The organism is Parabacteroides goldsteinii DSM 19448 = WAL 12034 (genome assembly GCF_000969835.1).
Lineage (GTDB): Bacteria > Bacteroidota > Bacteroidia > Bacteroidales > Tannerellaceae > Parabacteroides > Parabacteroides goldsteinii.
Genome location: NZ_KQ033913.1, coordinates 638,507 through 661,778, shown reverse-complemented (window position 1 = coordinate 661,778; position 23,272 = coordinate 638,507). Strand labels below are relative to the sequence as shown.

General features: G+C 43.2%; 21 protein-coding genes. 10 read left to right on the top strand and 11 right to left on the bottom strand.

What is annotated here, in order from left to right; genetic code table 11:
* Positions 1 to 22: 22 nt before the first annotated feature.
* Positions 23 to 1,000 (bottom strand): hypothetical protein, encoded by a 978-nt coding sequence (locus tag HMPREF1535_RS15775; protein WP_046146795.1) that lies wholly within the window; start codon positions 998 to 1,000, stop codon positions 23 to 25.
* Between the two features lie 292 nt (positions 1,001 to 1,292).
* On the opposite strand from HMPREF1535_RS15775, the gene HMPREF1535_RS15770 reads away from it, so the two are divergent.
* From HMPREF1535_RS15770 to HMPREF1535_RS15740, 7 genes are all read left to right on the top strand, one after another.
* Positions 1,293 to 1,958, top strand: a complete 666-nt coding sequence (locus HMPREF1535_RS15770) for a DUF3575 domain-containing protein (RefSeq protein ID WP_052716727.1) — start codon at positions 1,293 to 1,295, stop codon at positions 1,956 to 1,958.
* Complete coding sequence (locus HMPREF1535_RS15765) at positions 1,955 to 2,833, top strand: DUF5119 domain-containing protein (RefSeq protein ID WP_046146794.1); 879 nt, start codon at positions 1,955 to 1,957, stop codon at positions 2,831 to 2,833. The genes HMPREF1535_RS15770 and HMPREF1535_RS15765 overlap by 4 nt, the downstream gene beginning before the upstream one ends.
* Before the next feature lie 48 nt (positions 2,834 to 2,881).
* Entirely contained in the window at positions 2,882 to 3,913 is a 1,032-nt protein-coding gene (locus tag HMPREF1535_RS15760; RefSeq protein WP_007653201.1) for a hypothetical protein, read from the top strand.
* Positions 3,914 to 3,981: 68 nt separating this feature from the next.
* Positions 3,982 to 4,923: a fimbrillin family protein gene (locus HMPREF1535_RS15755; RefSeq protein ID WP_046146793.1), complete on the top strand. Its 942-nt coding sequence runs from the start codon at positions 3,982 to 3,984 to the stop codon at positions 4,921 to 4,923.
* A 15-nt stretch (positions 4,924 to 4,938) separates the two neighbouring features.
* The gene (locus HMPREF1535_RS15750) at positions 4,939 to 6,084 is read left to right on the top strand and encodes a fimbrillin family protein (protein WP_007653197.1); all 1,146 of its coding nucleotides are present in this window, start codon (positions 4,939 to 4,941) and stop codon (positions 6,082 to 6,084) included.
* Between the two features lie 11 nt (positions 6,085 to 6,095).
* Positions 6,096 to 7,262 (top strand): BF2992 family fimbrillin-A clan protein, encoded by a 1,167-nt coding sequence (locus HMPREF1535_RS15745; protein ID WP_007653196.1) that lies wholly within the window; start codon positions 6,096 to 6,098, stop codon positions 7,260 to 7,262.
* A 12-nt stretch (positions 7,263 to 7,274) separates the two neighbouring features.
* On the top strand, positions 7,275 to 10,565 hold the full coding sequence (locus tag HMPREF1535_RS15740) for a DUF4906 domain-containing protein (RefSeq protein WP_046146792.1): 3,291 nt from the start codon (positions 7,275 to 7,277) through the stop codon (positions 10,563 to 10,565).
* 87 nt (positions 10,566 to 10,652) lie between these two features.
* Here the strand turns inward: HMPREF1535_RS15740 and HMPREF1535_RS15735 are convergent, their stop codons facing one another.
* The 5 genes from HMPREF1535_RS15735 to HMPREF1535_RS15725 form a co-directional block, all read right to left on the bottom strand.
* Positions 10,653 to 11,504 carry a D-Ala-D-Ala carboxypeptidase family metallohydrolase gene (locus HMPREF1535_RS15735; protein ID WP_046146791.1) on the bottom strand — a complete coding sequence of 284 codons (852 nt, stop codon included), beginning with the start codon at positions 11,502 to 11,504 and terminating at the stop codon, positions 10,653 to 10,655.
* Entirely contained in the window at positions 11,497 to 11,850 is a 354-nt protein-coding gene (locus HMPREF1535_RS26110) for a site-specific integrase (protein ID WP_392391975.1), read from the bottom strand. Before HMPREF1535_RS26110 ends, HMPREF1535_RS15735 begins: the two co-directional genes overlap by 8 nt.
* On the bottom strand, positions 11,762 to 11,956 hold the full coding sequence (locus HMPREF1535_RS26105; protein WP_208856841.1) for a hypothetical protein: 195 nt from the start codon (positions 11,954 to 11,956) through the stop codon (positions 11,762 to 11,764). Before HMPREF1535_RS26105 ends, HMPREF1535_RS26110 begins: the two co-directional genes overlap by 89 nt.
* Before the next feature lie 65 nt (positions 11,957 to 12,021).
* Positions 12,022 to 12,171: a hypothetical protein gene (locus HMPREF1535_RS25845; protein WP_154670878.1), complete on the bottom strand. Its 150-nt coding sequence runs from the start codon at positions 12,169 to 12,171 to the stop codon at positions 12,022 to 12,024.
* A gap of 521 nt (positions 12,172 to 12,692) precedes the next feature.
* Positions 12,693 to 13,106: a hypothetical protein gene (locus HMPREF1535_RS15725; RefSeq protein ID WP_046146790.1), complete on the bottom strand. Its 414-nt coding sequence runs from the start codon at positions 13,104 to 13,106 to the stop codon at positions 12,693 to 12,695.
* Between the two features lie 220 nt (positions 13,107 to 13,326).
* Between HMPREF1535_RS15725 and HMPREF1535_RS15720 the strand changes: the two genes are divergently transcribed.
* The gene (locus tag HMPREF1535_RS15720) at positions 13,327 to 14,799 is read left to right on the top strand and encodes a RimK family protein (protein ID WP_046146789.1); all 1,473 of its coding nucleotides are present in this window, start codon (positions 13,327 to 13,329) and stop codon (positions 14,797 to 14,799) included.
* A 3-nt stretch (positions 14,800 to 14,802) separates the two neighbouring features.
* Positions 14,803 to 15,264 carry a GNAT family N-acetyltransferase gene (locus HMPREF1535_RS15715; protein WP_010803696.1) on the top strand — a complete coding sequence of 154 codons (462 nt, stop codon included), beginning with the start codon at positions 14,803 to 14,805 and terminating at the stop codon, positions 15,262 to 15,264.
* Here HMPREF1535_RS15715 and HMPREF1535_RS15710 read toward each other — a convergent pair.
* Positions 15,255 to 17,243, bottom strand: a complete 1,989-nt coding sequence (locus HMPREF1535_RS15710) for a retaining alpha-galactosidase (RefSeq protein WP_046146788.1) — start codon at positions 17,241 to 17,243, stop codon at positions 15,255 to 15,257. The two genes, HMPREF1535_RS15715 and HMPREF1535_RS15710, sit on opposite strands and share 10 nt — an antisense overlap.
* Before the next feature lie 123 nt (positions 17,244 to 17,366).
* Here HMPREF1535_RS15710 and HMPREF1535_RS15705 point away from each other — a divergent pair, with 123 nt between their 5' ends.
* Positions 17,367 to 19,097 carry an SGNH/GDSL hydrolase family protein gene (locus HMPREF1535_RS15705; RefSeq protein ID WP_046146787.1) on the top strand — a complete coding sequence of 577 codons (1,731 nt, stop codon included), beginning with the start codon at positions 17,367 to 17,369 and terminating at the stop codon, positions 19,095 to 19,097.
* Here HMPREF1535_RS15705 and HMPREF1535_RS15700 read toward each other — a convergent pair.
* The 4 genes from HMPREF1535_RS15700 to tsaD form a co-directional block, all read right to left on the bottom strand.
* Positions 19,074 to 20,438, bottom strand: coding sequence for an MATE family efflux transporter (locus HMPREF1535_RS15700; RefSeq protein WP_046146786.1), 1,365 nt, complete (start codon positions 20,436 to 20,438; stop codon positions 19,074 to 19,076). The genes HMPREF1535_RS15705 and HMPREF1535_RS15700 overlap by 24 nt on opposite strands.
* Before the next feature lie 88 nt (positions 20,439 to 20,526).
* A complete protein-coding gene (locus HMPREF1535_RS15695) occupies positions 20,527 to 21,081 on the bottom strand; it encodes a Crp/Fnr family transcriptional regulator (protein WP_007653179.1) in 555 nt (184 codons plus the stop codon).
* Positions 21,074 to 21,565, bottom strand: coding sequence for a CinA family protein (locus HMPREF1535_RS15690; RefSeq protein WP_010803699.1), 492 nt, complete (start codon positions 21,563 to 21,565; stop codon positions 21,074 to 21,076). The genes HMPREF1535_RS15695 and HMPREF1535_RS15690 overlap by 8 nt, the downstream gene beginning before the upstream one ends.
* A 674-nt stretch (positions 21,566 to 22,239) precedes the next feature.
* Positions 22,240 to 23,259, bottom strand: coding sequence for a tRNA (adenosine(37)-N6)-threonylcarbamoyltransferase complex transferase subunit TsaD (gene tsaD, locus HMPREF1535_RS15685; RefSeq protein WP_046146785.1), 1,020 nt, complete (start codon positions 23,257 to 23,259; stop codon positions 22,240 to 22,242).
* Positions 23,260 to 23,272 lie beyond the last annotated feature (13 nt).

Sequence of the window (23,272 nt, the reverse complement as noted above, 5' to 3'; positions counted from 1 at the left end):
ATTGCATAAGTCGGTATTACCCTTACAACAATATCTTATCGGCCATATTGTTTACGTAGTTTTTTTGCTCGTTAAAGAAATCAGCTTGCTGTAATTCGTTGGATTGAGTTATGAGCGTCGAATATTTCTTTAGTGAATCTATCCAGTGTTTATACCTGTCAATTATATTTCGGTTTCTTGTGTGCATAGGATAACAGACGTTATGCCAGAAAGCCGATTCTTCATTATCTTCCCAAGATATATAAGATGTACTGCTGCTGATACCGAGCATGGATAGATAAATATCATAACTGCTTCCATTAGGATCAGTTCCTTTTGTTATGATCTTTTCCGTAAAATCCATATAGCGTAGATACTGTTCTTTAAGCCTGATGAGTTCCGATTCATCTATAAGTCCCCGTATGTAGAAATATTGTATTTCTTTTATCAGGTTCAGATGTATATTTTTATCTATGATCATGGTCACTTTCTTTAAGTTTTTATGTAAGTTGTTGATATTTTTGCATATATCTTTTATCTGGGGAGGGATAACCAAGTTTGAATAATGATAATTCAAAGGTACCTCTTTCATTTGATGCATCCAATGGTAGTAGACGAATTTGAATAACTCGTCAAAACCGACAAACATAGTACTCAACATGTTATTTATCGTGTTTATAACCTCTGTATTTTCAGCGTTTAGAATATTCTTCAGATAGTTCTCATAAAAGAGAAGAAATTCCAGAAAGTTGTTATCCGGATTCTTATCGGAAGAGCCTATGTAATTAAAAGTAAAGGTGTTTGTATTCTTGTTTCCTAATATTTCATCAAGTGAAAAACTTAATTCAACAGATAGTTTATGTATCTCTTCCAATGATAATGCTTTCTCTCCTCTCAATCTCCGGTAAGCCGACTCTTTTCCCAGATCTAAAATATCCATCAAGTAATTAACAGGTTTGATATTTTCTGGTATACAGTTCAGTATTTTATCTAAAACAGATTTGTTTAAATTATTATTCATAAGTAAACCAATTATTTAACATGGCTAAATTAGATATAAAATCCTGTGTGAAGAATGTCTGGAGTGAAGGGTTTGTGTCAAATATTGACACGAAACAGTTGTTTGTTTTTAATAAATGACACTGTTGCATATCGATTATGATAAAATGACAATTTGTAGGTTTATTGTTTATTGCAGTTTCGAATAACCGGATAATTAATTGATAATTGTATGAAATCCTATCATCCGGTTCACGTACACTCAGTAATTTTACAATTGGATAAATAGAGTGTTTTTCACGAGGAAGATCATAATGAAACATAATAATAGCATTGTACATACAATAGTAATAAAGCTTCTGTTTATTGTCGGGTTATCGGTTTGTATTGTAACTACTGTATTTTCTAATACTACCAAACAATTAGAGGATATCCAAACACCGCAGAAGAGTTTTTCTCCTTTGCTGGCAGTAAAGACTAATCTCATATATTGGGTTGGTATTATGCCTGATTTTAAACATTATAGTTGGATGCCGAATTTAAGTCTTGAATATTTTTTTGCCGACCGATGGTCGATTAACGCTACTGGAGCATACGCCAAAAGGAAGGTCGGTGGAGATCAGTATTTCGGAGTTTCGGCCTGGAGCCTTGAACCCCGTATCTGGTTGAATGCCGACGGTACTTACCGCTGGCTGTTTGCCGGGTTTTATGGTGAAGCCGGCGATTTCGATAATCAACGAATGCATATTGACGACAATCGGACAGGAAAGTTTGCCGGTCTTGGTTTATCCGTAGGAGGGCATATTCCTATAACCGACCGTCTGGGAGTCGAATTAGGGTTGCGTGCCGGATATAGCCGTCGCACAATCGATTATTATACGCCGGAGAATGAGCATTATTATTTTGATTACGATAAGAAGCGTAATAAGTTTGGAATAACAGGGATTAATATCTCGATTGTGTACCGATTTATAAAATGAAAAATAAGGTAAATATATATATCATATTGAGCATCGTTCTGATAGCTATGCTAATGTTCGGATGCACACGCCGTGATCTGGAGATGAGGCCTGATAATGGATATCTGAAGATAAACCTGCATTGGAAACAGTCTTCTGTGCCGGGAGTTACTACCTATTATTTCTATAACAGTCGCGGTGGTGAACCCATTGTTGCTGAAGGAACATCCTCTGGCTTCGAAGGTTGGCTGCCGGCCGAAACTTATCATGTGATAATCTCGAACAAGGAAATGAGCGGTGCGTCTTATCAAGTGAATGGTAGTCACGAAAATGATATTATACTGGCCGGGGAGGTATTCCATCGGGCAGGTCCCGGATATATCGGTAGTGTAGAAAGAGTGTTTGGCACCGGACTGGAAGAAATAGAAGTTCCCCGTTCGGAGATACCTGTCGTGGTAGATGCTTATCCTCAGAGCTACACACGTTATATTACCTTTATATTACAATCGGATGCGCTGAATAATGTTTCGGCATTGTCGGTGGATGTGGATGGGATTATCTATTCGGTAAAAGCTTTTAGCGGCGAAGCCGCTAGCATGGGAACAGCCGTTGTACGGGCCGAAGCTTCCCGGAAGGACGGAGAGAAGGATTTCAGTACCACTGTTTCCGTTTTCGGTTTTATAGATAAAAACGAAGTTACTGCGGATGTGACCTTCTCCGGTGGAGAAACGGTGACAACTCTGCCGTCTGATATAACCGATGATCTGGCTGCTCTACCCGAAGAAGGCGGGATGGTAATTGTGCCATTGAAATTCCCCGATGGAGGCGAGTTTAACCTCACGATGGTGGTTCGTCCCTGGAGTTGGGGAGGTAGCGGAGGTGCTGTCATAGAATAAGGAAATGAGAGTTTAAATAGATAAAAGAGTAAATAAACCATTAAGTGAATGAAAATGAAAACGAAAACAAAAATTACATCGATCTTTATGCTGGCATTGTTGGCAACAGCCTGCTCCAATGGGGACGACCCGGTCAATGGAGGGCAGGCTGGAGAAGATAAAAGTGAAATTTTACTGAGAACGACAGTTATGACCCGTACGTCGGTGGAATCTAACAGCAGTGGTATTATCACAACACCAACCTCACTGAATGTTGCTTTTCTTAGAGCTCCGGATCATTCATCTTCTACTGCTACATCTACGGTATGGGCTGATGCAATAGCTACGGTTCAGACAGTAGAGGGGACAGGACCTGGAGTTGTTGATGCTACATTGAAAAATGTAAGCGATGAAAATGTGCTTGAATTTACTAATTCGCAGTATTATAATATCGATGGTACTATATACTCTCACTTGAAAGGTTTTTACCCGAAAGTTAACTTAGTAAAGGATACCCATGTTAGTGCCACATGGATGATAGACGGTAAGACTGACGTGATGGTAACCAATTATTTTCATGACAATAAAGAAGTATCGGGTTCCTCGAATCCTGTAACATTCCAACATTTGCTTTCGAAAATAACAATCAAGGTCATTGCCGATAGCGATGCTGCAGCAAGAAGTTGGGGCGATGTTACCGAGGTGATAATCACAGGTACGAAATCTACGGTAACTCACACGTTTGATGGTAATGAAGCTAATCAGTATCAATCAACCAGTACTGCATCAACAAAAGAGATCCCTGTATTAAATGCGAGTGGCGATCAGGTTCTCGATACACAGGCTGACAACCTTACGTTAACAACAGATACTCTTACTTTTGGTAAAGCAATGGTTTATCCCGAAGCGAACTATAATTTAGTAGTGAAGACTTCTGGTGGTGATGATGCGGAACTTAATGGGATAGTGATTTCTGATGGTGGTGCTAAACCTGGTATGGATCATGAGATTACTTTGACATTTAAATCCGGTGAGATTTTACCTTCTATTAAAGTAAAACCGTGGGAAGATGGCGGTACAGGATCAGGTACCATACAATAATAGCAACAACTTACACAGACCGGACAGGATTAGTTTCTTTTCCGGTCACCAAATGAAAAAGAATTAGAATGAAATATTGGCCTGTATATATTATCACAATCGTACTCTTTCTGTTAACAGCATGTAATGAAGACCCGATAGCTGAGGTGCCTGTTAAGAATGAAATCAAATTCAATACGGGTGTCGTTTTAACCCGTGGGGTTATAGAATCCGATGAAAATCATACCCCTCAACAGGAAATGATTGGCATACAGGTGATACGAGGTACTGATGGAGATACGCAACAAGGCTTTCTTACTTCCAATATAGCTTCTTCCGCTTCCATTGCAGCAGGCAGCGGAACGATAGATCTGGATATACGTCAATATTTCGATGAGGCTAACAATAATGCTCACTTCATGGCATTTTATCCGGAACATAATAACTATGAAGCTGGAAAGGCGTCGTGGACAATCGACGGAACACAAGATATTATGGTGACTAAGCCGGTTACCGCGGTTTATCAAGATGGACGTGAAATTGCGTTTGAATTTGAGCACAGTCTGGCACAGGTCGTATTAAAACTGGTTGCTGAAGATGATCATGTAGCTGAGTTATACGGCGATCTGCTTTCAGCAAAAATAAATGTCCCCACTCAGTTCGAACTGACCATATCCAATATCGGGGAGACTGCTCTGAATAAAATAACCCAACCGGACGATAGTCATATGGGTGAATTTGATTTTGGAGAGATGGAGCTGCGAACAGATACGGTTACTTCGCAAGGGGTGTTGGTTTACCCAGATGCCGCCGGCCTGACTGAAATCACCTTGGAGTTTGAAAACAGAAAAACCAAATCATACCCGTTCAGTGGTGTGACGCTGCAAGCAGGACATAAAACAGTTGTTATAGCTACAGTAAAGGGACATACCGTACTTTTCGATGTTATTAGTCTTGAACCCTGGGAGGATGCAACCGAACCGGATAACGGTAACGAGGTTGGGCTGGGTAAACCCGGTGAATCTTTATAATAAAGGAGAATATCTATGATCGAATTAATATATAAATATAGTCGTAACATTGGTTTTTTATTACTTGCCGGTCTGTTCTTTTTGGGCAGTTGTAGTAATGAAACGGAAATCAAGGACGACTCTTCTTCCTCACCTGTTCCTGTCTTGTTTAATGCAGCGGTAGGAACAGTGATAGTAGAGAACGGAGATGTTACGCGTGCCGGAATCGAAGAGTCGAATCCGGGTATGGAGAATATGGATTCTTTGGTGACCAGCGGTAGAGAAGTTCTGATCTATGGTACCCGTTATAATAATGGAAGCGCTGATTGGTTAAATCCGTTTATGAATGGGTTGACCGGTTCGGTAAAGAAAGTAGTTGACGGCTACAAAATTGATTATTCACCACTGAAATACTATTATCCGGAAGATGATGAACAATACGATTTTAAACTGTTTTTCCCGGCCCCATTGGCATCTTCCGCGGGAGGTGATTCGTCGGGAGTAACCATTCTTCCGCCCACTTCTGAACGTCCGCTCGGTTTGCGTGTGAATTTATATCGCCGCCCGGATCTGCTGAAGGCTACGCTGACAGACAAACAGAAAACCGATCAGCCACTAGAAACCCAATTCGAGCATCTGTTAACCAGTGTTGTCCTGAAAATAATTAAAACAGATGAAGCACCGGATGTACCGGAACAGGATATCTTTATCAATCGTATGACCGTTTCGGGTGTGACACGGGGTACCTATGATATAATCAAGGAAAAGTTCGAACCTCCTGTGAAAACAGGTACGGATCCCAGTCTGACGGATGCAACTTCGGGCGCTTCTATCCTTATTCCCGGTTATAACAGGGACAGCACGTTTCTTGTGCCGGCGGCGAAAGATGAACCGGCACTGATTCGGGAAATATTTTTGTTTCCCGTAGCCTCCACTGCTTCTACCGAGCTCGACGAATTGGAACGTTATTTCTTCGATATCTGGCTTAATGAAAGGCGGTATTCGTTTATGCTGCCTACCTGTACTGATCTCGATTGGGAGGGATGGAAACCTGGAGAACGTTATACCTATACTATAAAGGTGAATGAGGCGGATATTTACATTGAACTGGACGAGATTCAGCGCGAACGGTGGAAAACGGAAGATAAAGAAGATATTACAATTGGAGTTGGTGGCACTTAACAGAAGTATATATGAAAAGAAAATTTTACATACCGATTTTAATAGTCTGCTTGTTTACAGCATGTAGTGAACAGATTCCGGAACCGGACATAAACGGTGGCGGTGACGGGGAGGTACTGATCAATATCCTGCCACCTCGCATTGCAACAACTGATGATCAGCTTACGCGTTCCATGGTTACGGAAGCGATGCCTGCCGGATCGACCATACGGTTGTATGTCTATGATGCCAATACCAGCGAAGGAGAAAATAATCCGTATTCAAATAATAGGTTGCAGGAAAAGGAAATGACATTCAAGGTGCGAAGTCAGGAAGAAAGAAATAATTCCTCCGATAAACGAGCACTCGTTCCGTGGCGTGTCGATCCTGTAACCGGAGAGGCCTTGGAGGATGGAGAAATAACCCATACCGACCTGCATCTTCCCGGGGCTCTCTATGATTTTTTTGCAATTTCGCCGGCTGTTCAACTGAATACATCGGCGATAGATGGGTATGACGTACCGGGATACCGATTCCGGCATGGCGGTGTCGTTGCTCAGGAAGGGGATATACCGGTCACTTTATATACCTCTAGTCCTCTTAAAGGAATACAAATCAGTCAGGATGCCGGACAAGTAACCGAAGGAACACCGGGTGTCTACAATATTCAGCTCGAGCCGTTCACTTTGCTTTCCTCACGGATCAGATTTATTGTTATTCGGGGAAGTGATGTTGAGAGTATGCGGATAGAAAATAGAGGTGTCGAGATGAGTAATATGACTTACAATGCTTTTAGTACTAACTTCTTTATTGGCGAGCAAAAACTGAGAGAAACGATCCTGACTGAAGAAGGTGCTGTCTTCGGAACTGTTTCTATCCGGAATGCGCGTAATGTTTATCAACAACCGAAAGGCTATGAAGATGGAATACATGAGAAAACTGATACTTGGGAGTTGATTTCCGAGGTTATCCCTAATCCCGATACCAATACCGAAACAGTGACCCTCAGAAGCAGGGATGTCAAACTGACGTTCCACTTGCTGATAAACGGAGATAACTACAAATCTTACGAATCCGTATTAAGGAATCAACGATTTGAACGTGGAAGCGAATACACGTATGAAGTGACGGTGAATGCCGGAGGTATTTTTGTAAGAGGATGGCGCAATGCCCAATGGACAGTTACCATACCCCGATAAATAAGGATAATTATGAAAAGAAAGAGAATAGAGAACGGGAATATAATTTTGCAATTAATCTTATCTGTAATATTCGGAGCAGTTATGCTGACCGGATGTACGGATGATGCATTCGAGCCAAACAAACGTAAGCCGGTCGACCAGACCGGTGTACCCGAAGGATTCGTACGGGCACATGTCAATATGATAGCATCCGGCTTTGAAACTGTACAAACTAAGTCATTAACCAGTCAGCAGGAGCATAATTGGACACATGTTGTTGTCGGACAGTTCGATGCGAATAATGAACTGATTGATGCGTCCGTTAAACAATACGTTCCCGATGAAAGCGGTAATTTTAATGTCATTCTAGCCAATAGTGATGGTACAAATAACCTTATTTATTTCATTACCAATTACGGTAAAACCAATGGTGATATGGGAATGTCAGGGAATAATCCTTTTATTAATCCAGCCACAGGTACTTTTGCTGTAAATCTGGACGAATTTAAAACACTCGTTTATACGCCGGACAGTACGGATAATGCAAGTATCTCATCCGGGGATAAACTGGTGATGGTTGGTTCTATAAATATGGAGGTTAGCCTGGAGGAAACACCTATATCAAGTATACTGGTTTATGTGGATAAACTTACAGCAAAACTGGATGTGATGATAGAAGCTTCCCAGTCGATCAGTTCTCCCTCTCATCCTTTCATTGGTGCAACCCTTTCTATAACCGGACTTCAAATAGTGAATGTTCCCAAGCACGCCGCTTTTGCTACTGATGGAGACAAAATTACTGTTCCGGAGAATCTGTCATCTATTAAAGCTGATTTGACAGATAATGGAGGAGATCTGGTTAAAAATTACAGCACTTCCGAGTCATATTATATACTGGAGAACAGAATGCATGGTGATGATGAGGCTCTATATCCGAATAATACATCTGAAAGGGGAAAGGAACAGTTTAAAAACAATGCGGCAGCCGATAATGAAATCGACAATCTGGCTACATATCTGCTGGTCGAGGGAGTAATGAATGATGGACGTAATGTGGGAAAGGTGACCTGGAAAATATATTTGGGTGAAAACAATATAGACAATTTCAATATCAAACGCAACACTCATTATACCGTTACCGTGAAAATTGACGGAGCCGGTATCGTAACTTCCGATATCCGTGTAGATAAAGAAAATCTGCATGTGCGTGAATTGCGTTATCTGAATGGTCGGTATGCTTCCAACCGTTCGCCCGAAACCTCTTATCTGGATCCGAATGATACGAATTGGGGTAATCAGGTAAGACCTGTTCCTGTCGCAAACACTAATTCTTATCTGTATATGGATGCAGGCGAAGATACCTGGGGATTTGAACTGGTCGATATTTATGGCAATGCTATCACCAACTGGCAGGGGCTATCGCTTTCGTATCTTCCTCTTAAAGATGGTGCATCGGATCCCGGAACAAATGCAAATATGGGAATTGGAGAGATTCGTTCCAAGTGGGTAGAAGATGATGAAGCAAACTGGATAAATGTAGGTATGAAGAAGAATGGATTGCCTTCGGGAGCACGTATCAGAATAAATGTCGGAGTAAACGTTATGCCTGTGCCGCGTACTGTAGAATTACGGTATTTTAATGATAATGAACCGGATATGAGCCGAGCTTGGCGGGTTACCCAGTATGCTACCGATAAGATTACGATTCTCGACAATAACTTTTTCCCTTCTGAAGCCGGTACGTATGGTGTGATGGTTCGGGCTAAAGAAGGATCCTATTGGAGACTTCAGGAAATAACGGATGCGGGACCTGTATTTGAGGGGGTGATGGATCTTGGTGGGGACAAAGTTCAAAACACTGTAGGGGATGGTTATGTCAGCGGACATGGTACAATTCTCTTTAAAGTAACAAGATTTGACGGTGTTGCTAATAAACGCAAGAGAATCGTAGTGAGAACATTTGATGGAAATCCCAATGGTGAAATTCAACCCGGATATGCTGATAAAACGGTATACATAAATCAAATGGCCTCTGCAGAGAATCTTATAAAAACTAAAGCATTAGCGTCCGGAAGATATGTTTATGATTATACTACCGATCCTTTGTATGAAACAATGTTTGCCTTTGAGGGTAGTTTGCCGATGGGGATAAATCTTGTTGATGAAGGTACTGACTACGACAAAGATGAATCCAAGTACGGGGCTACGAGTACGAGTGACGGAAAAGAGAACACGTTAAAGATTTTCAAAGCATTGGAAGGATATGTGGCTGAACAGATTAATTATGCCGCTCAGGGAATGACGGCTCCACCGGTCTTTTCACCGGCAGGTTTTTGTATGATGATGAATGAAGAATGGTGGGATATAAACAGTGCGGATGATCCCCGTTTGGAATGGTATCTGCCTGCACGTTACCACGGATTGATGGGGGCTACTGCCGTTATGTTAGGAGTGAAAGGCATTGCGCTTAATAGTCGTGGACATTACTGGACGAGCACGGTGCCGAAGACTACTCCCTCGTCAGTACAGAATTCGGCATACTTTGCCGGAACTACCGTGGATGTGAGTGCCAATTATAGCTCAAGCAGTATTGTGCGCTGTGTGCGGGATAATAAAAATGTGGAAAAGACGTATCCATACCTCACGAATATAAGCGGTAATCCGGTAATCGTATCATACGAAAAAGTGAATGGTGTAGAAAAAGGATATGTCGATGTTAATCCCATGACCACAGGAACGTATAGTTATTACAGATTGGGATCGCCCTTGCGTTTCACTGAAAAAGATCAGGTATCTGACGTGTCGGGAGAAGGTCCAGCAGACCCAAACTGGAGTTACCTTTCCCCCCGATTCCGTGTAGCGAAAAAGGATGCTGTTATAGTTAATTCTTTGTCAAACGGCACTTGGGTGGAAGCTTCAGGATGGAGTAATTCGAATGCGGTTGATCTTGCAACACCTCTTACTGGTTGTGCTGCTTACAGTGAAGAGGGCAGTGAATCAGGATGGCGTCTTCCGTCGGAATTGGAGATGAGGCAGATTCTTTTGCTGGGAGGTGGTGTCGGCTCTAAATCGGGTAGTCCCGCGCAGATTCCGGAATTACAAAAAGGAGGGATGACTTTTAATGATTTTACTGATCTCGGTTTCGACCATCTCGGAGGAGAGCAAACTAACGGACGTTATTATTGGGTAAACCGAAAATATCCGAATGATAATCGTGCTGTATATTTCAATGTAACCAATAGATGGGACAATGCAATCAGCGGTAGTGCCATGGATTGGAATACGTCTTCTGTTTACGTCCGTTGTGTAAGGGATATGTAAGAATGATGCAGTGTAAATAAAAAGATATAATATACTCATTGAATTAATATCAAAGCCACTCCACCCCTAATGAAGTGACTAATAACCTCATGTTTGCGATGAGTTTCCGAACCCCAGGCATACCCCGGCTAACAGGACAAAAACTACTATCCAAATACTCACAGACGATGAGTGTTTGTACTGATTTTCGGAAAAAAAAGAAGAAACAGCGGTTTGATGGCGGGTCAATTCTACTGACGAATTAGCGGTCTTACTACTTATGTCGGTTATGCTGTGATGTTTTTTCCCTTGCAATAAAGCTATCTCTGCCGGATATTGTCGGCCGGTACTATCAGGTGGCGAAAAGACCACCCGGGTTATATTCCAGTTAATAGAATCTATAGTGAATGTTTTACGGTTAAAAAGGGAAGAGTCTTTGCCGGAGGCAACTAATGAGTCAATATAGAAAGCATGTTCTTCTCTCGTGCTGCCCCGTCGTATCTGGCAAGACGGCAACAGAAATACCAGACATAAAATATAAAATAATATCTGCATTCTATTGGTACCTTTCTCTTTCAGGGAGAGATGAAGAAAATTCCGTTTCTTGTACAGAATGGCCTGGTCGAAAAGCAATCCTGATTTCTTCAGGATATCCAGTAAACGGCACGGTCCTTCCGGGATATAGCAATCGGCAGCCTCCCCTTTCCGGTGCTGGCTGTTAACGACACCACCAGCTAGACGGTTAACAGAGTCACTACGATAACCACTCAGTACGGCAATCGGACTATTATAGAGCCCTCCCAATGGTTCCAACAGATGAACGGCCAGATAACAAAGTGACTGACGGACAGCAGGAGGCGGTTCATTATCCAATCCGTTCTCTACCGCTATACGGCTATAAGTCAACTCTTCCAGACTGAAATGTTCACTCAACATGGCTTTATGCTTTTTGTTACTCATGATTGTTGATTTTAAATTTATACGAATAATCCACTCCTTTATCACGAGCTATTGTCGCCCAGGAATGCCTTGCCACATGAGTCGTCAATTTTACATTCAAGCCGAGAATCTTTGCAACCCGTTTCAATCGTTTATTTTGTAACCTAAGCGCACTTTCATAGCCTGCTCCATCTTTTGTCAGGAGTGGGAACAGATAAGGGCTGTCTTTTACTTCAGATGCATACCGCCGGATAATCATGATCATTTCCGGGAGTAATTCAATATGTAACACCTTTCCAGTTTTGCGCCTCACATAAGTCAAGACTCCCCCTTGGATATCCTTTTTCTTTAAATGTGCCAAATCCACAAACGACATTCCCCGCGTATAATAAGAAAAAAGAAATATCAAAAGGGCAAATTCCAGCTTTTCGGGTAATCGCGTCACAACCTTTTCCTTCCGGCTTATCTTCCATCAACCAATGTTCATACGCCACCATCAACTCCCCGTCCATCTTTTCCGCATACACTCTCTTCGATCCTAAAAAACGCCGGAACGAATTGTACTCCTGTAATTATGTGCCGTACTCTTTTTACCACTATCTTCCAAGCGGTCTATTTTCTGCTGCATAAACTGCAACATTTCCACTTTCTGCCGCCTGCCTGTAGCCCGGCTTTTGTCTGTTCTCATATACTTAATTATTTACTAATTGATAAATATTAAAGGAATTTAGTAAACAAAATAACACATAAACAGGCTTTCTACTAACAAGCGAATCAAAGAAATCCGTATAAACAGAAAAGTATGTATTCCTTTCCTTCCGGATAGCATTCACTACCTGCACAGATAGATAAAAAGGGAATCAGAAAAGAAAGGACATGACCTGATCTGAGGTATACAAAGTGAATATTTTTTTTAAATAGCAGCTATTTTTCTTCTAAAAGTATCTACCAGACAGTCTAACTTTCACTTTACTAAATGTTATACAAAACAATATAAAAACAAACCGGACTACACCTATCCGTACAGATAAATGCAGTCCGAAAATCATTTTTCCATATTATTAGAAAACTACCATCCAAAAAGATAATCCTTAACTTCCGTACAGTTCCATATTTTACAGGCAAACCGGAACCGGATACTTACAAAGCAAAGATACAGAAGGTAAAATAACAAAATGACATTTTGACTTTAGAGTGATAATACTTCATCTACTTAGACTTTGCAAATTTAGAAAACAATTTTTCATCCAACTTAGTATGAATAATTTTAAGTATATCACAAAATTCTTCTTCAGTAATTATTTCTGGTTCATCCTCTATTATTATTTCACAATAATTTTCTCTTCTGTTTGTATATTCATCAGAATTTTCATATTCAAATATACCATATCTAAATCCAGCATAAACGCCTTTAAAATCAATAACATCATACCCATCAAGATCCAAACGGTATATTTCTCTTACATAACAAATTTGTAATTCTGAAAGCCGCAAATACTTGTTATTATAGACCTCTTGCAAAAGCTTTTTTCTCTTCTTTTCACATGATTCTATTTTCCTCTTTGCATTAGCGATAGACTTCTCCATCTTCTCTATTTCCGCGTTCAATTCATCTATTTCCATTATTATAATATTTTATGTTTCAACAAAAGTAAACATTTCTACACCCAAACCGTAAAAATCAAGATGTTTAACAACACAAACAACGAGATTGGAGATAATATGTGACAGGAAACAACACCCTGAGACTCAATCAGCAAAGAGTACTTTTAATAATTAATGATTATTCGCATTACAGATTGATTTATTTGTCTATTTTTGCGCACTCATTTTAATATTCAATATGAATAATGTGCTGATTCTTTTAGACAGTCTGAATGATTGGAAACCGTATTATAAGACAAGCAGTATCTTAACTGTTTCCGATTATTTAAAAAACAAATCTCTCCAAAAAGAAAAGGGGAGTAAGTTTGTCATCAACCTCAGTAATGACTACAGTTATAATTCCGAAGGATATTACTGTTCATTACTGGCTCAAACCCGAGGGCACAAGGTGATTCCCGGAGTAGATATCATCAATAAGCTGGAAGCCGGGGCGGGTGTCCGCATGGACCGGAACTTACAGAAGCTCTGTTATCAATGGATACAGAAAAACAATATTACCGACGATATCTGGTATCTGAACCTCTATTTCGGGACTTGCCAGGAAAAAGGGCTGGAGAAAATTGCCCGATTCATCTTCGAAAACTATCCTGCTCCCCTCCTTAGGATCAGTTTTAATACCCGGGCTAAGAACCAGATCGAATCCATTCAACTCTTGTCATTGGAACAACTGAACGATGAAGAACAAAGTTTCTTCGCTGAAGCGCTCGACCGTTTCAACAAAAAGGTATGGCGTGCACCCCAAACCGTTAAATCAGCCCGGTATAGTCTGGCTGTATTATACGACCCGGAAGAAAAGTTTCCGCCCAGCAACAAACAGGCCATAAACAAGCTGTTGGAAGTAGCCAAAAAGATGGATATACATGCCGAACTGATCACGGAAGAAGATGCCACCCGTCTGATGGAGTTCGATGCTTTATTTATACGTACGACGACTTCACTGAACCATTACACCTTCCGGCTTTCGCAATTGGCAAGGCAGAACGGAATGGTCGTGATAGACGATCCGTTATCCATCATCCGGTGCACAAATAAAGTATTCCTGAATGAATTATTTGAAAAGGAAAAGATACCGGCTCCCCTCTCGATGCTGATATTCAAGTCTAACGAAAATACATTCGAACAGATCAGCAACCAGTTGGGATCACCGTTCATCCTGAAGATTCCGGATGGTTCTTTCTCTTTCGGGATGAAGAAGGTGACCAACGAAACGGAGCTGGAAGCAGCACTCGACCTGCTGTTTGAAAAATCGTCCATCCTCCTCGCCCAGGAATTTACTCCGACTGAGTTCGACTGGCGGATCGGTATCCTGAACGGTGAGCCGTTGTTTGCCTGCAAGTATTATATGGCCAAAGGACACTGGCAAATCTACTGTCATTATGATTCGGGAAGAAGCCGGTGCGGACTGGTCGATACCATTCCTATTTATCAGGTTCCCCGCAAAGTGCTTGACACGGCAGTCAAAGCGACTTCATTTATCGGAAAAGGATTATACGGAGTCGATATGAAAATGGTCAACGACCGCGCCATGATTATCGAGATCAACGATAATCCGAGTATCGACCACGGTATCGAAGACGCTGTACTGGGCGATGACCTGTATTACAGGATACTGAATCATTTCGGGCGTATGTTGGATATGAAACACTTCTAAAAGATGGAACAGGAGATTATAACCAGGCAGGCAACCCGGGCAGACCTGGACGGGATTATGAGAATAGAGACATCCTGTTTCGGTCCGGACAGCTTTTCCAAAAAACAATTCGTCTATCTGATCACAAAAGCCAAAGGAATGTTTTATGTCGTTGAATACCAAGAGAGAATAGTCGCTTACGTTTCTCTCTTGCAAAACGATCATACCCCTAATCTGCGCATCTATTCTTTAGCCGTACATCCCGGTTTCAGAAAGCAGAAGTTAGGGCAACACCTGATAGACAAAACGATCGAATTTGCCAGACAGCATAATCATCCAAAGATTACGCTCGAAGTAAACGTATCAAACCCGGCAGCGCTCCGTCTTTACCAAAAAAACAAATTCGAACCGGTCCGCACAATAAACAATTATTATGCGGACGGTTCGAACGCTTATTCCATGCACCTGGAAGTCGGTTATTTATAGATCTTTGCAGCATATCCGCCGCCCGGAGCCATTTTGATCTTCAGCTTACGGTCGGCGGGAACCGGGATGATTTCTTTTTTATAATCGCAGGCGGCACGGTCGGCATTGATACCGTCTTTGAAAAGTTCCAGTTTGTAATCGCCGTCACCCAGGAAAGAAAGATCCAGTTCCATCTCGCGCGGCTCCCAATTGGTCAGGGCACCCAGATACCAGATATCATCGTGCTGGCGGGCCATCGCGATATATTCGGATACTTTTGCATCGAGCACCTGTGTTTCGTTCCAAACGGTCGGGATGTTTGCGATAAACTCGGTACATTCTTTTTCACGCATATAATTGGTCGGATTATCGCAAAGCATATTCAGAGGCGATTCGAAAATCACATAAGTAGCCAGCTGGCGGCAACGGGTACCCTGGCTCATCGGTTCGGAGTTAACCGGACGATAGTTGGCACGGGTTGCATTCCGCATGGCACCCTGTGTATAATCTACCGGACCGGCAACCATACGGATGAACGGGAATGTCACGTCGTAAGTAACCATATCGTAAGAGGCAGGCGACCATTTCAACTGTTCCAAACCATTCACCCCTTCATAATTGATCACGTTCGGATAAGTACGCTGCAAACCAGTCGGTTTACATATGCCGTGAAAATCGACCAACATCTTATATCTGGCACAAGTTTCTGCCGAGCGGTACAAGAAATTGATAAGTTCCTGATCGTCACGGTCCATAAAGTCAACCTTGAAACCTTTGACACCCATATCCGCATAATGCTTTACCACATTCTCCATGTCACGGTCGAAAGCATAAAAGCCTGCCCAGAGGATAATATCCACATTCTTCGATTTGGCATACGATACGATTTCCTCCATATTGATTTCCGGGATGACTTTCAGCAAGTCAGCTTCCAGGTTAACAGCCCAGCCCTCATCCAGAATTACATATTCGATGCCATGTTCGGAAGCGAAGTCAATATAATATTTATAAGTATCGTTATTGATACCGGCACGGAAGTCCACTCCATAAATGTTCCAGTCGTTCCACCAGTCCCAGGCAACCTTACCCGGTTTGATCCAGGAAACATCACTTACACGGGAAGGAGAAGCCAGGCGATACACCATATCGCAATCGACCAGCTGCTTGTCATTTTCAGAAACGACAAATACGCGCCACGGGAACGAACGGTTTCCTTTGGTTTTAGCTATAAAATCTTCACGTTCCTTGACCAGCATCTGAAGGCGGTTATGTCCGCCCTGTTGTTTTACCTTCGGATAAGGGGCATGCACAGATTTCAGAGAGGGCTTATCTGTTGCATTGTTCAGGAACATACCCGGATAGTCTTCCAAATCGGCTTCGGTGATACATAGTTTCTTTCCGTTACCCAGATCTACCAGATAAGGGAGGATCATCAAACGCTTGTCGTTCAGTTTGGTGATAGCTTCATTCACATAAGGTTGCTCAAACGAGTTGGAGAACTGTTCTTCGAATGTCGGCTTCGTACTATTCACATAAGCAGAAAATGTCTTATGGTCTGTCGAGAAGTTATAGGTTGCCGCTTCGTCTGCAACGACAATCTCCCCTTTCTTACGGGTAATGAAACGATAAGCCAGTCCATCGTTATATAAGCGGAAGGCTATACTGTAATCTCCACGGAAAGAAATCGTCATTTCATTATAGATATCGCTTACTTCCGTCTTCTTATAGAAAGGAGAAGGGATCACTTTGTCTACCGACCCTTTGGTTACTTTCGATACTTTTGGTTTTGCTCCCAAAACTTCTCCATTCTGTAAAGTCATGGAGATTGCGGATGGAGCCAGGACCTCTGTTCCGTCATGAGTCAGGGAAAATTCTACATTATCACCTACGGTAACTACCGTTTGCAGTTTTCTGTCCGGCGATTGTAACTGATAACTCTTCTGAGCCATCAACGACATGCTTCCGGCCAGAAGGAATACGAGCAGTGCTTGTACTTTCATGGTATTTTTACTTTTTGTTTAACTATGGCAAATATACATGAATAAATAAAAATAGAATTCCTGAAATTGTTTTATCTTTGTCAATATCGTATCAAAAAGTAACATAAACACATAATAACGACCATGAAAAGACTCTTTTGCCTACTATTTTTCTGTATGGCATGCCTTTCTGCCGGGGCACAATGGAAATGGCAGAATCCGATGAATGCAGGTTTTCCTGTAGTACAAAACCAGGGCTGGCCTGATGAAATAGGTTACAAATATGTCCGCCTGCCTGACCGGGCAGAGAAGGAAATAAGATCCGACGTATGGAACCTCTCCCGCAACTCGGCCGGGTTAGCGATCCACTTTTATAGTAATGCCCCACAGATCACCGTCCGCTACAAAGTGAGTGGCGGATTGAATATGCCGCACATGCAAAGTACCGGTGTATCCGGCGTCGACCTGTACAGTATCGACAGCAACGGGAAATGGGGCTTTTGCTTCGGAAACTATTCTTTCGGAGATACCATAACATACAGTTACAGGAATTTAGGTCAGGACAGCTATCATAACCGTGGGTTTGAATACCGTCTTTACTTACCTTTATATAATACGGTAGAATGGATGGAGATCGGCACTCCCGAAGGCAGCGAACTGACCTTTATCCCGCAATCGCCGGAAAAGCCGGTCGTACTCTATGGTACCTCCATCGCACAAGGAGCCTGTTCTTCCCGTCCGGCTATGGCCTGGGCCAATATCCTGCAACGTTCGCTGGGCTATCCGCTTATCAACCTGGGATTTTCCGGAAACGGGAAACTGGAAAAGGAAGTGCTGAACTACATCATAGAGCAGGATGCACGTATATATATCCTGGATTGCCTGCCTAACCTCACACAAAAGACAGAACAGGAAATCACAGACCTGATCATTGCTGCCGTAAAACAGATCAGGGCAACCCGCAACGCCCCCATCCTGCTGGTCGAACATGCCGGATACAGCAATGCGCCGACCGACAAGGGACAATACCAAGCATATACACAAGCCAACAAAGGCTCGCAAAAAGGTTTCGAAATACTACAATCGGAAGGTGTGAAAGACCTCTACTACCTGACACACGACGAGCTCAATTACTCGCCGGATGCCTGGGTAGATTACGTACACCCCTCCGACCTGGGCGCACAGGCTCAGGCGACAGCCGTAGAAAAGAAAGTACGTGAAATACTCCGTATCCCGGAAGGTAACCGCCCTACCTGCCAGCCGGTAACCCAACGCCGCGAACCGAACAATTACGAATGGCAAAAACGCCATCGCGAAATAATAAGCCATATCAAGCAGCACCCTCCCAAAGCCGTTATCATAGGCAATTCAATTACGCATTTCTGGGGAGGCGAACCTGCCGGCCCATTAAACAGAGGTCCGGAAAGCTGGAAGAAATACATGGCAGCCGCCGGTTTTCAGAACCTGGGATATGGTTACGACCGCATCGAAAACGCACTCTGGCGTATCTACCACGATGAACTGGACGGTTACGAAGCAGAGAAGGTCGTCCTGATGATCGGAACAAACAACATGGGTTCCAGTACGGACGAAGACATTGTAGAAGGTCTACGATTCCTTATCACAGCCGTTCGTAACCGCCAACCGAAAGCAACGATCCAGGTAATGGGTATCCTTCCCCGTCGCGAACATGAGGACTGGGTGAAAAACATCAACCGGAATATCCGGACGATGGCCGAGGAGGAAAACTGCCTGTTCGGCGATGCAGGGCCAGCCTTGCTCCTACCCAACGGAAAGATAGACGAATCTCTCTTCTCCGACGGATTGCATCCGAATGAAAAAGGATACCGGCTAATTGCTCCGATTATTAAATAACGACCTACGTACCAGCCAGAAAGAAACGGACAAGGTACATATCTCAGCGATCGGTACATCATACCAGATGGCATCGATACCGAACACGGCAGGGAGGACAAGTATGCCGATTCCCACAAATACGAGTCCTCTCAAAGCTGAGATAATAATAGATATCTTAGCATTCCCTATCGCCGTAAAATAGCTGGAAGCCAATATATTCAGTCCACACAACAAGAAGGCGAAACAATAAATCGAAACACCCCTCGAAGCAATCTCAAAAGCCTCGCTCCCATGATCCTTGAAAAAGAGTCCGATCACCTGCTCGCCAAACAGCAACAACAGCAAAAACAAACCGATCCCGATCAGCGAATTCGTCCGCGCCGCCAATTTCAGGATCGATTTGATACGTTCCTGTTGTCTGGCCCCGTAATTATACCCGATAATAGGAATGATCCCATCCGATATGCCAAGGAATACGGTCGTTCCGATAAACAATATATAATTGATTGCCGTAAATGCAGCCACCCCACTCTCTCCTAGATACCTCATCATGGTAATATTGAAAAGAAATACCGTAATCGCCACCGACAACTCCGACATACCTTCGGACGAACCGTTATAGAAAGCATTCCACACCAGCCGCCGGTCATAGCGTCCACGCTGCACAGCAACCACTTCATGACGTGAGAATAAACGGGGCACGTTAAAACAGGCTCCCATCGTAAAAGCAATACCGGTAGCCAGTCCGGCTCCCATAACGCCCCACCCCAGAACGGCAACAAACACGAGGTCCAGAACAATATTCAGAACCACAGTCATCCCCATAACAGAGGTCGCATACAACGGATGCCCCATCGCCTTGATTATATAGTCGCTGAAAAACATCGCACACAGCAGCGGGAAGAAAGGAACGAGCGCCCGTATATAATGTACCGCATCGGGTAACAACACTTCGTTCGCCCCCAAAAAAGAAGCAATCTTTCCTGCTGACAGAAAAATAACCAGGCTCACCACCACGGACATCCCCAGCAAAAACACGAATACCGAGCGCAAAGCATCATTAGCCTCCTGCTTATCCCCTCTTCCGAGGCTGATACTGACAAGGGTTTGCCCCCCGATACCCATCACGATTGCAAATGCCGAAATCAAACTGTAACACGGCAAAACCAGATTCACACTGGCAAGCGCATTGGCTCCTACGAAACGTCCCAACACAATCCCGTCGATCACGGATTGTATACCCAGGAACAACAATCCCGCAACGCCGGGAAGTGCATACTTCATAAATAAGCGGGGAATCTCACCTGTCAACAATAATTTCTCCCTTTCCAGGCGGAAGAGAGCTTTGTCTTTATTCATAAATCAACTCACTTTTGGTTTCCGGCTGCAAAGGTAGGGAGGTCTTTTCAGAGAAAAATTACCATAGGATAATTTCGGTCTGCTCTTTTTATTTAGAAGAAGAACGAATACGGCTCAACGATTGAGGAGTGATCTGGAGATAAGAAGCGATATGCTTGAGAGGCACTCGCTGGAAAAGTTCGGGATTGCTGCGCAACAAGGCTTCGTATTGCTCGCGGGCATCACTCCAACTATCATTAATAAAATAATTTTCATACTCCCGGAGGTAATAATCAAGCAGTTTGAGTCCCCAGACAGCTATGTCGTGCGACTGCTCGAAAAGCTCTTCCAGTCTGCGGGCAGGGATACGGAGCAAGTCCGAATCTTCCACCATCTCGATATTATAAGCGGCAATATCCCGGTAGACGAAATTTATCATTTCGCCATCCGAAGCGAACCATAATGTGATGTCTTTCGTTTCCCTTTCGACATAAGAACGGATCAATCCCTTCCTGACGAACCACACGAACGGATCACGGTCACCCTCCCTGATAAGAAGATCGCCCTTCGGGAAAGAAACCTCGTCCATCTCATCGATCAGAAGCCGGATGGCTTCGTCCGACATCGGATAGATCAATCGCTGTTGTTCTATAAATTTATCCATCGGACTTCTGTAAAAGTTCCAGTAACATTGTCAAAGCGGTATCGGCTGCCGACTGTATGTTTTCGGCCCGCACCGTACCGAAATGATAACAATGTGAAACGACCTGTTCCTTCAAAGCGGCAGCGATCCAGACCGTTCCTACCGGTTTTTCGGGACTTCCCCCGCCCGGTCCGGCAACTCCCGACGTCGCCACCGAGCAATCGCATCCCAACGTACGGATAGCTCCCTGCGCCATCTGTTCCACCACTTCACGGCTCACGGCACCATGAAGACGCAAACTGTCTTCCGAAACTCCGAGCACATTATGTTTCACCTCGTTGCTATAAGAAACAACGCCCCCGACAAAATAATCGGAACTACCAGCCACCAGGGTAACCATATTGGCAATACGTCCGCCCGTACAGCTTTCCGCCGTACCCATTAACAATCCTTTCGAACGGAGAAGTCCGCCAAGTTGTTCGCTGAGCGAATTATTATTATTCATATCGTTTTATTATCAGGTTTAAATGTTTTAATAATTATCAGATTTAAACTAATTAATTGTCTTAGCTTGTCCTGAAAGGACTAATTGTGAATAGCCCCCTCAATATAAGAGGTTTTCACGGAATATACTATCATACTGTCATTACAACATGTAAATAACTATATAGCAACCATTTAAACTATGACAGTACGTTTTTATACTATCATTTACCTATCATGCAACCATCATTTTAACTCTATTTTAACCAACGGACAGTCTTTTTAATCCGATAAAAGCGTTTGTTACAACCGCCTACGGCATCTTATAATTCGTCAGATTACTTCCTTTTTATCCCAAAACTATGACTTAATTTCACTCGAACACAGACTTTTTGTTGCCGGGATGCCCATTTCACCCCTTTTTACACCCCCATCTCGACGATGCCTACACCCGGGTGTCAAAGGTTTCGAGACCCGGGTGTCGAGCAACTTTTATCACTATCCGCCTGTCTTTTAGCCATATACTTAGTAAAAACGACATACTGTCTATCCCATTTTTTAAGCAGGAAATGATAGTAGTATGATAGATAAATGATCGTTGAAAACAGCTACTATCATACTATAACAAACATGTATACAACTACTTATATCAAAATATGATAGTATGATAGTATATTTCAACCTTTGTATTCTTCTTTAAATAACAACCCTAGAGAAAGGAACTGCATCCATCGGGCAGAAATCCTTATCGAGGTATTTATAATAACCTGTAATGGCGACCATCGCTGCGTTGTCTGTTGTAAACGCAAACTTCGGGATATGTACCTTCCAACCATACCGCTTGGCATGATCCAGGAAAGCATCACGCAAACCGGAGTTAGCCGATACACCTCCGGCCACTGCTACCTCTTTTATATTCAGGTCTTTCGCTGCTTTACGCAACTTATTCATCAGGATATCAACCACTGTAGACTGTAAGGAAGCACAGAGGTCTTGTTTGTTCTTTTCGATAAAATCGGGATCTTCCTGCAACCGATCCCTCAACGTATAAAGGAAAGAGGTTTTCAACCCGCTGAAACTGTAATCGTACCCTGGAATATGCGGTTTACTGAAAGCGAAGGCTTTCGGATTTCCTTCGTTGGCCAGACGGTTCACCACCGGACCACCGGGATAACCCAATCCCATCACCTTGGCACATTTGTCGAAGGCTTCGCCGGCCGCGTCGTCTATTGTCTGGCCTATCACCTCCATGTCGTTATATGCGTTCACCTTAATGATTTGCGAATTGCCACCCGACACCAGCAAACAAAGGAAAGGGAAAGAAGGCGCATGATCGTCCTCCGGCGTTTCCTTGATGAAATGGGCAAGCACATGGGCCTGCAAATGGTTAATCTCGATCATCGGGATATCCAGAGAGGCGGCAAATCCTTTGGCAAAAGAGGTCCCGATCAGCAGGGAACCCATCAGTCCCGGCCCTCGTGTGAAAGCAACGGCGCTCAATACTGATTTATCGATACCGGCCCGCTTGATGGCTTCGGCAACCACCGGGATAATATTCTGCTGGTGTGCCCGCGAAGCCAGTTCAGGAACGACACCGCCATAAGCCTCGTGAACGGCCTGGCTGGCTATCACGTTCGACAGCATCACGCCGTCGCGTATTACGGAAGAGGAAGTATCATCACAGGATGATTCTATCCCCAATATTGTTACACTCATACTCTTCTCTCGT